Source organism: Streptomyces sp. NPDC059994 (genome assembly GCF_042737755.1).
Lineage (GTDB): Bacteria > Actinomycetota > Actinomycetes > Streptomycetales > Streptomycetaceae > Streptomyces.
Genome location: NZ_JBHWUR010000027.1, coordinates 1 through 14,380, shown reverse-complemented (window position 1 = coordinate 14,380; position 14,380 = coordinate 1). Strand labels below are relative to the sequence as shown.

Below are 14,380 nucleotides of genomic sequence, written 5' to 3'. Positions count from 1 at the left end.
CCTACTTCACTCGGAAGCCAGAACACGCGATGCTCGCGTAGTCCGTGGGGCTGCCCTTGACGTGGTAGAAGACGGCAGTCCAGTCCCCGGGGTCGTTGGCGACCGGGATGGCGTTTTCGGTCCTGCCCTCGAAGTGGCTCGTGAAGTCGTCCGGATACGTCAGCTCGATGAACTCGCCGGACTTCCACTTGCTGTAGATGTCCACCGGCCTGCTGGTGTAGCCGATGGACTTGTTCTCCATCTTGAGGTCCACGAACGGCTTGCCCGTGTCGGGGTCGATCTCGTGCGGCGGCTTCACCCCGACGGAGATGTAGTACGGATCGGGCCTGCTGTTCTTCAGCTCGGCGTACTTCATCCGCATCACGATCTTCGCCTTCTTCGTGACGTACGGAAGCATCTGGTCGTCGGAGTCCTCGACCGCCGTCTGGAACTCGGCGGGCAGGTTCCCCTCCCCGCCGATCGTGTGGCACTCACCCACCCCGTGCGAGGCGGTGGCGGGGTCCTTGGACAGCGTCCAGTAGTCGCGCGAGACACGGTTGTTCTCGATGTACCGCGGCGGCTGCGCCGCTCCTCCGGACCCGGCAGGAGTGGCCGACGAGGTCCGGCCGGACGGCGTGCCCGGCTGCACGGGCGAGCCCGAGGCCGCCCCCGCCCCGCCCCCACCCCCCGGCAACCCCCGCACCAACACCGCCGCCGTCACCCCCAGCGCCGCCGCCACCGCGATCGTCACCAGCCAGGGAGTGCGGCGGGAGCGGGTGGGGGCGTGGGTCGGGGGGATGGCCGGGGTGGCGTGGTTCGGGGGGATCAGGCCTGCGGCCGTCGCCGTGGGGAGGTCGTGCGGGGCCGGTTCCGTCAGGCCCGCCGCGAGCGCCTGGTAGTACGGGTCCTCCGACAGCGCCGACGTCACCGCGCACCGCACGATGACCTCCGCCGGGCTTGGACGCTCGCCCGGGTCCTTGGCCGCGCAGGCCAGGATCAGCGCGGCCAGCGAGGGCTCGACGCCCGCCACGTCGACCGCCTCGTGGACGGCCCGGTACGACACCGCGTCCAGCGGCCCCGTCCCGAACGGCGCCCTCCCCGTAGCCGCGAACGCGATCGTCGCCCCCAGGGCGAACACGTCCGCCGGGTCGGCGACCTCGTTGCGGATGAGGACTTCCGGGGCCGTGTAGCCGGGGGTGCCGGGGGCGACGCCCGGTTGGGTCAGGGCCGTGTCCGTGGCGGCGCGCGCGATGCCGAAGTCGATGAGCTGGGGGCCCTGCGGGGCCAGGATGACGTTCTGGGGCTTGAGGTCCCGGTGCGTCACCCCGTACGCGTGCACGCTCGCGAGCCCCTCCGCCAGCGCCGCGAACAGCTTGCGGCAGGTGTCGGGCGGGAACGGGCCCCGGTCGGCGACGGCCCGGCTGAGGGTCGGCCCGGAGACGTACTCCGTGGCGAGCCAGTACGGCGGCGCCGCCAGCGACGCGTCGATCAGGTTCGCGGTGTACGCGCTGCGCACCGCCCGTACCGTCTCGGCCTCACGGCGGAAGCGGGCCAGCGCCTCGGGGTGGTCGGTGATCTCGTCCTTGATCACCTTGAGCGCGACCAGGCGCCCGCCCGGCGAGCGGCCGAGGTAGACCATGCCCATCCCGCCCTCGCCCAGCCGGGCGAGCAGGGCGTACGTACCTATGTGTGCCGGATCCCGGGGCCTGAGCGCGTCCACCGCACGACTCTGTCATGCAACCCTCGGCCGCCTCACGCCCGTTGACCCACTTGTGATCACTTGGCTGATTGACTGCATCTGAAAATGGTCACTTGACGTACACGGCTGCGCACTACCCAGGGCTCGCCTCCCCTCCCCCATCGTTGTTAGGTTGCGTCGGCAAGTAAAGAGAACCAAAAGGCATGGCAACGGGGGAACGGGCGCACATGGCACTCAGCACGCAGTGGGAAGAGCTCTTCGCGGGCACTCCGCCCAGGTCGGGCGGGCAGGAGCCGCCCGCCGCCGGGATGCGGCTCGCGTCTGCCAACGGCAAAGACAGCGGCGGCGCCCCCGACATCCAGTTCAGCAAGTCCCCCTGGAGCTCGGCCGGCAAGGTCGCCGGGGAGCTGCGCACCGGCACGGCCGGCGCGCTCGCCGACCTCGATTCGGCCTCCGAGGGCGTCACCGCCGGTACGGAGGGCTTCGGCGCCACGGCCGCCCTGGAGGAGATCCGTACGTCCTGGAAGGACCGGCTCGGCGCGGTGCGTGACGAGTGCGGGCGGCTCGACGGGGTGCTCAAGAGCGTCGGCAAGGAGTTCGGCGAGACCGATGTGAAGGTCGGCAACGACGTGAAGGCCGTCGCCCCGGCCGAGCCGAAGGGGCGGTGACCCGCCCGTGCCCACCTGGCAGCAACTGCGCGATGTGAAGCTGTCCGAGTTCAGCGACGCCGCCGACGGCTGGGGCAAGGTCAGCAGCCGGGCCAACGCCGCCAAGGACCGCGTCGACAACGAGATGCGCGCGAAGATCCACGAGACGCAGCAGAGCAGGACCGCCGAGGGCGCGGTCGGCGATCTCGGCCGGCTCAGCCGCAACTACCAGTACCTGCACACCGAGTGCGGTCTCGTCCGTACCGCGCTCGACGGGCTCGCCACCGAGCTGGCCGCGCCGCAGAAGAAGCTGAAGCAGGCGCTGGAGGACGCGGAGAACCTGAAGTTCACGGTCCAGGCGGACGGGTCGGTGAAGTACCCCACCACCGTCGCGATCACCGTCCCGCTCGCCCCGGGCCCCGGCGTCGCGAGGCCCGGCGCCCCGGTCCCGTTCCTGCCCGGCAAGGGTGAGGGCGGCGGCGACCCGAACAAGGCGCAGGCCGAGGACATAGCCGAGCGGATCGCCGGGGCCGTACGGGACGCCAACGAGATCGACGGCCGGTACGCGGGCGTCCTGCGCCGTCTCAAGTCCCCGGCGGGCATCGACGTCACCGACGAGATGCTGGTCGACGCGGCGGCGGACACCAAGGACGTCCAGAAGAACGCGAAGTTCCTGCCGGAGTCCGGCATCCCCAAGGGGAAGTCGCCCGCGGACAACAAGAAGTGGTGGGACGGCCTGAGCCAGGAGGAGCGCGACGAGTACGCGACCCTCTACCCGGCGGCCGTCGGCGCCCTCGACGGGGTTCCGGCCACGGTCCGGGACGACTCGAACCGGATGGTGCTGGCGGAGACGCGCGCGCAGGTCGCGGTCGACATCAAGAAGCTCGGCCCGGAGCCCACCCAGTACGTCCAGAACCCCAACGGCGAGTACCCCAAGGTCATCACCAACCCGGCCTACTCCCAGTGGCACAAGGACAAGGACCGCCTCCAGAACAAGCTCAAGGGCATGGACGCGATCCAGGCCCGCTTCGACCGCACCGGCGAGGCCGACCGCAACGGGGAGCATCCGCTGCCCGAGGCGTATCTGCTCGGGTTCGACGCCGACGGCATCGGCCGCGCCATCGTGGCCAACGGCAACCCCGACACGGCGACCCACACCTCCGTCTACGTCCCGGGCACCGGCACCAACCTCGAAGGCATCAACGGCAACATCAAGCGGATGGAGACGCTCTGGCGCGCCTCGGACGCCATGGCCGACGGCAGCAAGGTCTCCACGGTCACCTGGTTCGGCTACGACGCCCCGCAGAGCATCTTCACGGACGCGCCCCAGAGCAAGTACGCGAACGAGGGCGGTCCGATCCTCAACAACTTCCTCGGCGGCCTGCGCGCCTCCCACGAGGGCGAGCCGGGCCATCTGACGGCTCTCGGCCACAGCTACGGCAGTACGGTCATCGGCTCGGCCGCCCGCCAGGGCACCCTGCCCGTCGACGACGTCTTCGTGGCGGGCAGCCCCGGCGAGCAGGTCGGCCACGCCTCCGAGATGGATGTGAAGAAGGGCCACGTCTGGGCGGCCAACGCCGACAGCGAGCCCTACCTGAAGGGCATACACATCCCGTTCGTCGGCGACGACAAGTACGGCGGCGTCAACATCCCGTTCCTGTCCAGCGACCCCGTCCCCGAGATAGGCGGCTGGGGACACGCCCCGAAGAAGCTCGACATCGACATCCTGCCCTCGTGGATCGACGGCGACGGCACGAGCATCGTGAAGCCCCTGACCCCGAGCAACCCGGACTTCGGCGCCAACATCGTCGCCACGGACGGCTCCCGGGGCCACAGTGGCTACTGGGACGAAGGAACCCAGAGCCTCCTCAACCAGGCCCGGGTCACGGTGGGCAAGTACGACAAGGTGACGCTCGAACCATGACCGACGCTCGAACCACGACCGACGCTCGAACCACGACCGACAAGAGCCGCCCCCGGCGGCGCGGCGGCCCCGCCGCACTGACCGCCTCGGCGCTCGCACTGACCGCAGTGATCGCGCTGATCTCCACGACAGGATGCACCGCCATGCAGGACGACGGGCTGGACTACACACCCCAGAAGATGTCCGTCAAGGACGCCAAGGACCTGATCCGCAGGCAGTCCAGCGTCCTCTTCGACGCCTCGGGCCTCCGGTACGAGACGTCCAACGGCTCGCCGGACGTCAGCCCCTGCGAGAAGGTCGAGCACGGCTACCGCGTCAAGCACTTCTGGAAGGCGTACGGCCCCTCCCGCGAGGTCCTGTCGGCCGCGCTCCAAAGGCTGCACGAGGAGCTGCCCAAGCGGGGCTGGAAGGTCTACCGCTACGAGAAGGCCAACTCGAAGGCCCAGCAGATGCAGCTCGACGTGGAGGACATGAAGCTCCACCACACGGTGACCGTGGAGGAGGACTTCGTCTCGCGCGACCCGGCCGCCTCCAAGTGGGAGAAGGCGGGCCGCGACGGCCTCTTCGTCACGGTGGACTCGCCGTGTTACGTGGACCCGGAGTACAGGACGGGCGACCAGTAGGCGTGGGCTGACGCCTCAGCAGTCGTCCCCCACGGCCAGCCGGTAGAGCGCCGCCGTCGTCGTCCCGAACACCACGCTGTACGACACGTCCGGGTCGTCACCGCCCTGCTGGTAGCCGCCTATGACGCCCACCACGGACCCGTCCGCCGCCGCCCACGGGCTGCCGCTGGTGCCGCCGGGGTAGTCGGGGCACTCGACGCGCTGCTGGGTGTCGCCGTAGGCCGTCGCGCGCGTGGTGCAGGTCTGCGGGGTGTCGGCGTCGCCCGCGTAGCCGGTCACCGTGACCGTGCCGCCCGCCGCGACGTCGGTGGCCAGCGGCGCCGCGCCGACCGCGTCCTCGACCTGGGCCCCGGTCAGGGACCCGGGGCCCAGGACCGCGAAGGCCACGTCGTCGTCCTCGTTCTCGTCCTCCGACCAGGCGTCGTCCACGTACTTCTCCTTGACCGGCCACGTCCCGTACGGCGCCTGCCCGTCCCGGTAGCCGGGCACGAACACCGCGTCGTCCTGGTCGTCGAGGCAGTGCGCGGCCGTGACGATCACGTCGTGCCCCTCGCTGTGCACGACCGACGCCGTACAGAAGTGGTCGCCGTCCAGACCCCCGTCGAACAGCGCGCCCACGCGCGCGTTGGCGGCCGTGGCGGGCGCCGTCACGGTCGTACCGGCCGATCCGGCCTCCCGGTCCCCGTACCCGGGGATCACCAGGAGCACGGCCACCGCCGACAGGGCTCGCAGCTGGGAGACGTGTCTCATGGCCCCGACCGTGACGCGCGGACCTGAGAGCAACCCTGGAACTTTTCTGAGAAGAGTCTGTGAAGCGCCCCCGGAAGCGCCCGGCGCGAGTTCGACTCAAGCGAACGGGCCCAGAGTGCATCAACGACAGTCATTGCCCGGAGTCACCCTCCGTGATACACAGAGTGACCATACGTGAATCCGCAGGGAACCGGCCCACCGCAGGTCAGGGCGGTGCGACCGGTACAGCTGTGCGGTTTCGGATAAAGAGAGCCGCCAAGTCGACATACTCGGACGGTTTCATCAGCGAAGATAGAGCCTGACCCATGCCATGGGGCAGGGGCATCGAACTACCCGACAGGGGCGGTGAGTTACGTGTACCTGGCAGCAGAAAAGGGCGACATCACCACGATCATCGGCGGGATCGCGCCCAACTGGGGGCCGTTCGGGAGCCTGGGCAACGAAGCCCGGGTGATGGTCGAAGTCGTGATGGCCGTGGCCATCCTGCTGTGCCTCGGCATCGCCGTCTGGGGCGCCGCCAAGCAGAGGATCGGTGCGACCGCGCTGCGCGACACGTTCAGCGCGGAGCAGGGCAAGGGTCTGATCGTGGCCGGGCTGACCGGAGTCTTCATCATCGGCTCGCTCGGCACGCTGTTCACCATCGTGTACGGGATGGCCGTCTGACCCGTCCTCAGGTCCGGCCCCGTCCCGCCGCGTTCGCCCCCCAAGGGTCCGCCCGGGCCCTCCCCCACACCATCCGTCCGTCGTGCCCACCGGCTGAGGTTGCGTCTCCCTGATGTCGAGTCACCACACCGCGCCCGCGCGGGAACCAGCACGGCTACCGTCGTACTACACGACGGACCAGCGAAGGGTTGAGGGGGCGTACGCGGCATGAGCCTCGGCGACGAGCACGACTCCAGGCGCACGGAGGACGCGTACAGCACCGTCGGCGGTACGCGCCAGACGCGCACCCGGCTGCCCGAGGGCGAGGGCGCCGACGTGTACGGCGGCGCCCGCCGCCCCGTCCGAGCCTCGCGCTCCCTGCTCACGGTCGTCGGCGTGGTGGTCCTCCTCGTCGGCGCGATCGCCTTCGCCAACCGGGGCGACGGCGGCGACGGCTCCTCCGACGACCCCAAACAGTCCGACACGAAGCCGACGGCGGCGAGCGGCGTGAACCCGGTCCAGGGCAGGACGGCCGGTATCGCGACGGGCTTCCCCCAGACGGAACAGGGGGCGCAGTCGGCGGCGGCGAACTACGCGGTGGCGCTGGGCTCCGACGGCATGTTCAACACCACGCACCGGCACAACATCGTCGAGACCGTGGCGGACGCCGCCAGCAAGGACACGCTCCAGTCGGGCTTCGACGCCAACTACTCGCCCGGCCTCAACCAGCAGATCGGCCTCACCGCGGACGGCGCCGCGCCCGTCGGCACGACGTTCGTCAACCGGACGGTCCCGACGGGCACCAAGGTGCAGAGCTACTCGCCGCAGGCCACGAACGTCGACGTGTGGTGCATCGGCCTGTTCGGCCTCACCGGGGAGAAGTCCACCAAACCGGTGACCACCAACTGGTTCACGATGACGCTGAAGCTGGCCTGGAACGGGTCGGACTGGAAGGTCCTGGAGACCGCGCAGAAGAAGGGCCCGACGCCGGTCACCGGCGACAACACCGTGTCCGGCTCCGAGGAGATCGCGAACGCCGTCAAGGAATTCGGAGGGTTCACGTATGCCCGGTAGCCCTCACAGCCGTATCCGGGCGCTCGTCACGTCGGTGACCGCCCTGCACACGGCCGTCTTCCTGTTCGCCGCCCGCGCGGCGGCGGCCCCGACACCGACGCCGACGGCGCCCGGCACGTCGCCGTCACCGGCTCCGGACAAGAGCGGCAACCCCTGCTCGCTGATCTCCGGGCCGGCCCGGGACTACTGCGACAGCGGGTCGGGCGCGCCACAGAGGGGCGGCGGCACCGTCGCCCCCGGCGACCCCGCAGACCCCCTCAACTCCCTCGCCCGCGGCTGCGCCGACGCCGCCGTCTGGGTCGTCGACACGCTCTCCAAGTTCGTGAAGACCGCCGCCAAGGTGGACTTCACCAACCCCGCCTTCCTCGGCCGCTACGCCGTCGTCTTCGCCGCCGCCACCATCCTCACGCTCGTCCTGTGGCTGCTCGCCGTCACCAAACGGGCGATCCGCGGGGTGCCGCTGACCACCGCGATCTCCGAGGCCGTCGGGTTCCTCTGGCTCACCGTGCTCGCCTCCGCGTTCACCCCGCTGATCCTCTACACCGTCGTCAACGCCACCGACGCCGTCACCGACGTCATCGCCGCCGGCACCGGCGACCAGACCGACGTCTTCTTCGGTTCGTTCTCGGCCGCGCTGAAGAAGGGCACGGACATCGGCGGCGGCCCGATCATGCTGATCGTCGTCTCCCTGGTCACCATCCTCGCCGCCGGCATCCTCTTCCTTGAGCTCTACATCCGCGCCCTCCTGCTGTACGTGGGAGCGCTGCTCGGCGTCGTCGTGTACTCGGGACTCGTCGACAAGAACATGTGGGGCCACGTCCGCCGCTGGGCCGGGATCATGATCGCGATCATCCTGGTGAAACCCATCATCGTGATCGTCCTCAGCCTGGCGGGCGCGCTCTCGGCGGGGAAGGGGCCGGACTCCTTCCAGGCGGTCGTCTCCGGCCTCGCCATCATCCTGCTGGCCATCTTCGCCTCCGCGATGATCTACCGCTTCGTCCCCGGCTTCGGCGACGAGATCGCCGCCGCCCGCACCAACCGCAAGCAGGCCACCGACGGCTCCCAGGCGGCCGCCGTGATCTCCTCCCCGGCCGCCCTGGTCTCCCAGGGCATCAAGACCCACAGCAGCCGCGGCAACCAGGGCAACAACAACGCCCAGCCCCGGCCCGCCAACCCGATGTCCGGCGGCGTGGCCGCCCACAGCAGCCGGGGCTCCGGCGGTGGCGGCGGTGGCGGCGGATCTGTCCCCTCCGCCGCGCCCCCGCCCCGTAGCGGCTCCGGGCCCACCAGCGGCACCCCGCACAGCAGCCGCAACACCGGCAACAAAGGCAACAACAGCACAGGAGGTGGAGGGCGTTGACGACCCAGTCCCATCCGGTCTCGCCCCGCCGCACGTATCTGATCGGCCGGGCCAGGCCGTCGGCCATCGTCGGCAAGAACCGCGAGACCGGCGAGATCGCGCTGATCATCGGCGGCGCGTTCCTCGGCATGATGGCCGGACTGCTGGTCCCCGTCCTGTCCCTGCGGATCGTGCTCCTCATGGGCTTCCCCATGCTGGCGCTCGCCGCGGTGTACCTCCCGTACAAACACCGCACGTTCTACAAGTGGTTCGAGATCAACCGCAGCTACAAACGCTCACTGCGCCGCGGCACCACCTACCGCTCCTCCGCCATGGAGGCCGGCGTGCACGGTGACGGGCGCGAGGTCGAGGTCGGCCCGCCGCCCGGCATCGGCCGGATCAGCTGGCTCGCCGCGCCCTTCGGCCCCGACGAGATCGCCGTCCTGCTGCACGCCGACCGCCGGACGGTGACCGCCGCCATCGAGATCGAGGGCCCCGGCGTGGGCCTGCGCGACTCGGAGGACCAGGAAGCCCTCGTCGACCGCTTCGGCACGCTGCTCAAGCACGTCGCCAACGGCGACGGGTTCGTCACCCGCCTCCAGATGCTCGCCCGCACCCTGCCCGCCGACCCGGACGCGCACGCCAAGGACGTCGCCCAGCGCGGCGACCACGGCTCACCCGGCTGGCTCCAGGAGTCCTACGAGCAGCTCCAGTCGATGGTCTCCACCTCCAGCGAGCAGCACCGCGCCTATCTCGTCGCCTGTATGCAGTACTCGCGCGAGCTCGCCGCCGAGGCGCACGCCATGGCCCGCGCCGCCCGCCCCCAGCACGGCCGCAAGCTCGACCGGGACGCCGGGCTCGCCGTCGTCATGGCCCGCGAGCTCACCGACATCTGCGCCCGGCTCGCCGAGGCCGACATCCGGGTGCGCCAGCCGCTCGGCCAGGGGCGGCTCGCCTCGCTGGTGCACTCCATGTACGACCCGGACCACCCCATCGACCACATCCAGGCCATGACCAAGCGCAACGCCTGGCCCGCCGAGCTGGACGCGGTGGAGCCCACCTATCTCCAGGCCAAGACCCGCGAGTCGTCCACGCGCGCGCCCTGGTGCCACGCCACGGCCTGGGTGAAGGAGTGGCCGATGACCCCCGTGGGCGTCAACTTCCTCGCCCCCCTGCTCGTCCACACCCCGGACGTCATCCGTACGGTCGCGGTCTGCATGGACCTCGAACCCACCGAGGTCGCCATCGAGCGCATGCTCACCGAGAAGACCAACGACGAGGCCGAGGCCTCGCGCGCCGCCAAGATGAACCGGACCGTCGACCCGCGCGACATCGCCGCCCACGGCCGCCTCGACCAACGGGGTGAAGATCTCGCCAGTGGCGCGGCGGGTGTCAACCTCGTCGGGTACATCACGGTGTCGGCGCGCTCCCCCGAGGCCCTGGCGAGGGACAAGCGCACCATCCGCGCCTCGGCCGGCAAGTCGTACCTGAAGCTGGAGTGGTGCGACCGCGAGCACCACCGGGCCTTCGTCAACACCTTGCCGTTCGCGACCGGCATCCGCCGCTAGCCGAGAGCTGATTGGGGCCTGCTCATGCGAGATCCGCTCTCCGCACTCACCAACGCCTTCACCGCCTTCCTCTTCGGGAAGGTGGAGACGACCCGGCTGCCCGTCCGCACCTCCACCGGACAGGCCCAGGCGGTCTACCTGCCGACGGCCGCGCCCGGCCTGGGCGACTCCGGCGTGATCATCGGCCGCGAGGTCTACAGCGGCAAGGGATACATCTACGACCCCTTCCAGCTGTACGGCCAGCAGCTGCCCGCACCGCACTGGCTGGTCCTCGGCGAGTCCGGCAACGGCAAGTCGGCCCTTGAGAAGACCTATGTGCTGCGCCAGCTGCGGTTCCGCGACCGGCAGGTCGTCGTGCTCGACGCCCAGGGCGAGGACGGCGTCGGCGAATGGAACCTCATCGCGCGCGAGCTGGGGATTACTCCCATCCGGCTCGACCCGATGGCCGCCCTCGACGGCGGCATCCGGCTCAACCCGCTGGACCCGGCGATCACCACCACGGGCCAGCTGGCGCTGCTGCGCACCATCATCGAGGTGGCGATGGGGCACGGCCTGGACGAGCGGTCGGGCTTCGCCCTGAAGGTGGCGCACGCCTACGTCAACGAGACCATCACCGACCGGCAGCCCGTCCTCACCGACATCGTGGAGCGACTGCGTCACCCGGAGGCGGCCTCGGCGGTCGCCATGAACGTCGACATAGACGACGTCCGGGCCTGGGGCCTGGACGTGGCGCTCGTCCTGGACCGGCTGGTCGACGGCGACCTGCGGGGCATGTTCGACGGACCGACCTCGGTCGGCATCGACCTGGACGCCCCGCTGATCGTCTTCGACCTCTCGCACATCGACCGCAACTCGATCGCGATGCCGATCCTGATGGCGATCGTCGGCGTCTGGCTGGAGCACACCTGGATCCGGCCCGACCGCAAGAAGCGCATCTTCCTGGTGGAGGAGGCCTGGCACATCATCAACTCGCCGTTCGTGGCGCAGCTCTTCCAGCGGCTGCTCAAGTTCGGCCGGCGCCTCGGTCTGTCCTTCGTGGCGGTGGTGCACCATCTGTCGGACGTGGTGGACGGGGCGGCGGCGCGGGAGGCTGCGGCGATCCTGAAGATGGCGTCGACCAGGACGATCTACGCCCAGAAGACGGACGAGGCGAGGGCGACGGGCGGGGTGCTCGGCCTGCCGCGCTGGGCGGTCGAGATCATCCCGACGCTCACGCCCGGCATCGCCGTCTGGGACGTCAACGGCAATGTCCAGGTGGTCAAACACCTGATCACCGAGCGGGAACGGCCGCTGGTCTTCACCGACCGCGCGATGACGGAGTCGGCGGCGACCGATGACGTACTCGCCCAAGAGCTGGAGAGCCAGCTGGAGTCGGAGAGCGAGCGCAGGGCAGCGCTGATGGAACAGCAAATGTCCGGCACCTCCTCCCCCGAGTCGACCGTCGCCTGACGGTCCGGCAAGCCCCTCCTCTCAAGGGGCCTGCCGGATCAACGGCCGCCCCCACCACGGAAGTTCCCCGACACGCGCAAGTTGACCCGACACGCCGGAGGTTGCCTGACATGCCGGAGTCCCGCTCCCGTGGCGAGGAGCGCGGCATCCCCGACTCCCTGCTGATCGGGCTGCTCGCGTTCCTGCTCGGCCTCACGGTCCTGGTCTGGACGGCGACGGGCCTGGCGGGCCTGTTCAGCCACGGCGCCTGGCCGGACGCAGTGACGTTCACCCGCACCCCGCTCGCCCTGCGCCGGCTCATCCAGGCCCCGCACGACCTCCCGGCCGCCTGGCCGGACACCCCCGCCGCCCAGCTCTCCGGCTACGGCCTCTTCTGGGGCCTGCTCATCGGCCAACTGCTCGTGCTCCTGGTGCTGTTCATCTTCGCCCTGGGCACGTGGTCGCGCTGGAGAGCCGTACGCGCGAGAGCCAAGGCGGCAGCCGCGATGCCGGGGAACCCGGTGCTGGGCCTGAACGGGGGCGGCGAGCCGGGTCGCGGTACGCCGCCGACGCACCAGGCTCGGACGTGGCCGCCGCCGGTGATGGACGCGGGGCCGAGTTCTTCGGCGCACGGAGACCCGGTGGCCGGTGCGCCCGCTGCGGCGGACTGGGGCGCCGATACTGCGGGCACGCGCGCGTGGAGACCGGCCGCGGGCACGGGGGCGGCCCGTACCGTACGTACGGACGGGGCTGAAGCCGACATGGCCCTCACCCCGGCGCCCGGCACCGCGAGCCGGCAGCCCGACGACCCGGGAGCCGGCCGACTCCCGTCGCCGCGCGCGGCCCGCCCGCCCCGGCTCGTCTACGGCGGCCCCGACACCCGCCGCCCCACAGCCGTACAGGCCATCCAGGACGCCGAGGGCGCCGCGCTCGTCATCACCTCGGACCCCACCCTCTGGGCGGAGACCAAGGACGCGCGCGCGAAGCTCGGCCCTGTGCACGTGTACGACCCCGGGCACCTCTGCGACACCCCGGCCCGGCTGCACTGGTCGCCCACGAGCGGCTGCGAGGACGCGGACGTGGCGGCGGCGCGCGCGACCGCGCTGCTCGCGCCCGTACGCCCGCAGGCCCGTATCGACGCCGCCATGGCCGACACCGCCGAGACCCTGCTGCGGTGCTGGCTGCACGCGGCCGCGCTGGACAGCCGGGACGGCAAGGCCGTCAAGCAGATGCACCGCTGGGCCCAGGGCACCGGCGCCCACGAGGCCGTACGCATACTCCGCACCCACCCCAAGGCCATGAGCGGCTCGGCGGGCCTGCTGGAGTCGGCGCTGACCGCGCACCCCGAACGCCGGGAGATCGCCCAGCAGCTGACGGCCCGTGCCCTCGACGCGCTCTCCTCGATCCACATCCGCGAGGCCTGCACACCGAACCGCGCGGATTCACTCGCGCTGGAATCATTCGCCGCGGAAGGGGGCACGCTTTACGTGGTGGGTGAAGCCATCGAGGATCCGCGGTCCCGCCCCGCCGCGATGCCGCTCCTGACCGCACTCGCCTCAGACGTGGTCGAGCGCGGCCGCCGCATGGCCGAACGGTCACCCGACGGTCGGCTCGACCCACCAATGACGCTGGTCCTGGACGACGTGGCGGCGGTCGCGCCGCTGCCACGGCTGCCCGAACTCCTGTCGACCGGCCAGGACCTGGGCCTGCCGACCCTGGTCCTGCTCCGCTCGGCCGAACAGGCCCGGGCCCGCTGGACGGAGACACTGGCCCCGTAGCGGACCCGGCCGGCAACGGCCCCGGCTGGGGCTACGGGCGGAGGAACTCCATCTCGACCTCGTGCCCGTCCGGTTCCCCGGCCGACGCGGGAACGGTCTTCCCGGTCCGTGCGAACCCGAACTTCCGGTAGAAGCCCTCGGCCCGCGCATTCTGGCTGTGCACATAGAGCCGTACGCGTTCGAAGCGCGGCTCCTCCAGGGACCAGGCCCACTCCAGCGCGCTCTCGAAGAGCCTCTCGGTGAGCCCGATGCCCCGGAACTCGGGACGTACGAAGACGCCGACGACATGTCCCTGGGCGGCTTCGATGTCCAGCCCGAAGAAGTCCGTGTTCCCGGCCTGCTCGATCAGGACAATGACGGACCCGGCCCAGGTGCCGTCGGGGCCCTCGGCCACGAACTGGCGGCCGCCGGTACCGTCGATGGACACGCTGGCGGTCCGCTCCTGCCACAAGGAGTCGGGATGGCCGTTGGCCTTCTCGGTGGTCTCAAGGAAGGCAACAGGGGCGGCCGGGTCGGCGAGCCCGGCCATCCGGAGCTCCTTGGCCTTGCGCCATTCATCGGCCCCCACGGGGCGTATCACGTGTTCCATGACGAGATCTTGCCATGAAACGCAGAAAAGCCCCACACCATTAATCCTTACGGATCATGGTGCGGGGCTTCCCGCAATGATTGTTCGGCGGTGTCCTACTCTCCCACAGGGTCCCCCCTGCAGTACCATCGGCGCTGAAAGGCTTAGCTTCCGGGTTCGGAATGTAACCGGGCGTTTCCCTAACGCTATGACCACCGAAACACTATGAAATTAACGATGCTGGTGTTTACACAGCCGTTCGTTATTTCAGAACTAACACAGTGGACGCGAGCAACTGAGGACAAGCCCTCGGCCTATTAGTACCAGTCAGCTCCACCCCTTACGAGGCTTCCACATCTGG

At 70.4% G+C, this 14,380-nt stretch carries 12 protein-coding genes and 1 rRNA gene; 9 read left to right on the top strand and 4 right to left on the bottom strand.

What is annotated here, in order from left to right:
* Position 1: 1 nt before the first annotated feature.
* Positions 2-1,699, bottom strand: a complete 1,698-nt coding sequence (locus ACFWA7_RS16300) for a serine/threonine protein kinase (RefSeq protein ID WP_385823515.1) — start codon at positions 1,697-1,699, stop codon at positions 2-4.
* A gap of 206 nt (positions 1,700-1,905) precedes the next feature.
* Between ACFWA7_RS16300 and ACFWA7_RS16295 the strand changes: the two genes are divergently transcribed.
* From ACFWA7_RS16295 to ACFWA7_RS16285, 3 genes are read left to right on the top strand one after another with little or no spacing between them, the layout of a single operon-like run.
* Positions 1,906-2,346 (top strand): hypothetical protein, encoded by a 441-nt coding sequence (locus ACFWA7_RS16295; protein ID WP_385538383.1) that lies wholly within the window; start codon positions 1,906-1,908, stop codon positions 2,344-2,346.
* A gap of 7 nt (positions 2,347-2,353) precedes the next feature.
* The gene (locus tag ACFWA7_RS16290) at positions 2,354-4,249 is read left to right on the top strand and encodes an alpha/beta hydrolase (protein WP_385538380.1); all 1,896 of its coding nucleotides are present in this window, start codon (positions 2,354-2,356) and stop codon (positions 4,247-4,249) included.
* Positions 4,246-4,872 (top strand): hypothetical protein, encoded by a 627-nt coding sequence (locus tag ACFWA7_RS16285; RefSeq protein ID WP_385823513.1) that lies wholly within the window; start codon positions 4,246-4,248, stop codon positions 4,870-4,872. The genes ACFWA7_RS16290 and ACFWA7_RS16285 overlap by 4 nt, the downstream gene beginning before the upstream one ends.
* 15 nt (positions 4,873-4,887) lie before the next feature.
* Here ACFWA7_RS16285 and ACFWA7_RS16280 read toward each other — a convergent pair whose 3' ends face one another.
* Complete coding sequence (locus ACFWA7_RS16280) at positions 4,888-5,622, bottom strand: trypsin-like serine peptidase (protein ID WP_385823511.1); 735 nt, start codon at positions 5,620-5,622, stop codon at positions 4,888-4,890.
* Between the two features lie 354 nt (positions 5,623-5,976).
* Between ACFWA7_RS16280 and ACFWA7_RS16275 the strand changes: the two genes are divergently transcribed.
* From ACFWA7_RS16275 to ACFWA7_RS16250, 6 genes are all read left to right on the top strand, one after another.
* Positions 5,977-6,285 (top strand): hypothetical protein, encoded by a 309-nt coding sequence (locus tag ACFWA7_RS16275; protein WP_101389324.1) that lies wholly within the window; start codon positions 5,977-5,979, stop codon positions 6,283-6,285.
* A gap of 207 nt (positions 6,286-6,492) precedes the next feature.
* Positions 6,493-7,338: a hypothetical protein gene (locus tag ACFWA7_RS16270; protein WP_385538372.1), complete on the top strand. Its 846-nt coding sequence runs from the start codon at positions 6,493-6,495 to the stop codon at positions 7,336-7,338.
* Positions 7,328-8,698 (top strand): hypothetical protein, encoded by a 1,371-nt coding sequence (locus tag ACFWA7_RS16265; RefSeq protein ID WP_385823509.1) that lies wholly within the window; start codon positions 7,328-7,330, stop codon positions 8,696-8,698. The genes ACFWA7_RS16270 and ACFWA7_RS16265 overlap by 11 nt, the downstream gene beginning before the upstream one ends.
* A complete protein-coding gene (locus ACFWA7_RS16260; RefSeq protein ID WP_385538366.1) occupies positions 8,695-10,245 on the top strand; it encodes an SCO6880 family protein in 1,551 nt (516 codons plus the stop codon). Before ACFWA7_RS16265 ends, ACFWA7_RS16260 begins: the two co-directional genes overlap by 4 nt.
* 24 nt (positions 10,246-10,269) lie before the next feature.
* A complete protein-coding gene (locus ACFWA7_RS16255) occupies positions 10,270-11,694 on the top strand; it encodes an ATP-binding protein (protein ID WP_385538363.1) in 1,425 nt (474 codons plus the stop codon).
* Between the two features lie 110 nt (positions 11,695-11,804).
* Positions 11,805-13,451, top strand: coding sequence for a type VI secretion protein (locus tag ACFWA7_RS16250; protein ID WP_385538360.1), 1,647 nt, complete (start codon positions 11,805-11,807; stop codon positions 13,449-13,451).
* A 31-nt stretch (positions 13,452-13,482) separates the two neighbouring features.
* Here ACFWA7_RS16250 and ACFWA7_RS16245 read toward each other — a convergent pair whose 3' ends face one another.
* Positions 13,483-14,040 (bottom strand): GNAT family N-acetyltransferase, encoded by a 558-nt coding sequence (locus ACFWA7_RS16245; RefSeq protein ID WP_385538357.1) that lies wholly within the window; start codon positions 14,038-14,040, stop codon positions 13,483-13,485.
* An 82-nt stretch (positions 14,041-14,122) separates the two neighbouring features.
* Positions 14,123-14,239, bottom strand: a 5S ribosomal RNA gene (gene rrf / locus ACFWA7_RS16240).
* Positions 14,240-14,380: the final 141 nt, after the last annotated feature.

Coding starts and splice junctions, on each gene's coding strand:
- ACFWA7_RS16295 (WP_385538383.1), top strand. CDS start 1,906: ATGGCACTCAGCACGCAGTGGGAAGAGCTCTTCGCGGGCACTCCGCCC.
- ACFWA7_RS16285 (WP_385823513.1), top strand. CDS start 4,246: ATGACCGACGCTCGAACCACGACCGACGCTCGAACCACGACCGACAAG.
- ACFWA7_RS16280 (WP_385823511.1), bottom strand. CDS start 5,622: ATGAGACACGTCTCCCAGCTGCGAGCCCTGTCGGCGGTGGCCGTGCTC.
- ACFWA7_RS16270 (WP_385538372.1), top strand. CDS start 6,493: ATGAGCCTCGGCGACGAGCACGACTCCAGGCGCACGGAGGACGCGTAC.
- ACFWA7_RS16265 (WP_385823509.1), top strand. CDS start 7,328: ATGCCCGGTAGCCCTCACAGCCGTATCCGGGCGCTCGTCACGTCGGTG.
- ACFWA7_RS16255 (WP_385538363.1), top strand. CDS start 10,270: ATGCGAGATCCGCTCTCCGCACTCACCAACGCCTTCACCGCCTTCCTC.
- ACFWA7_RS16250 (WP_385538360.1), top strand. CDS start 11,805: ATGCCGGAGTCCCGCTCCCGTGGCGAGGAGCGCGGCATCCCCGACTCC.
- ACFWA7_RS16245 (WP_385538357.1), bottom strand. CDS start 14,040: ATGGAACACGTGATACGCCCCGTGGGGGCCGATGAATGGCGCAAGGCC.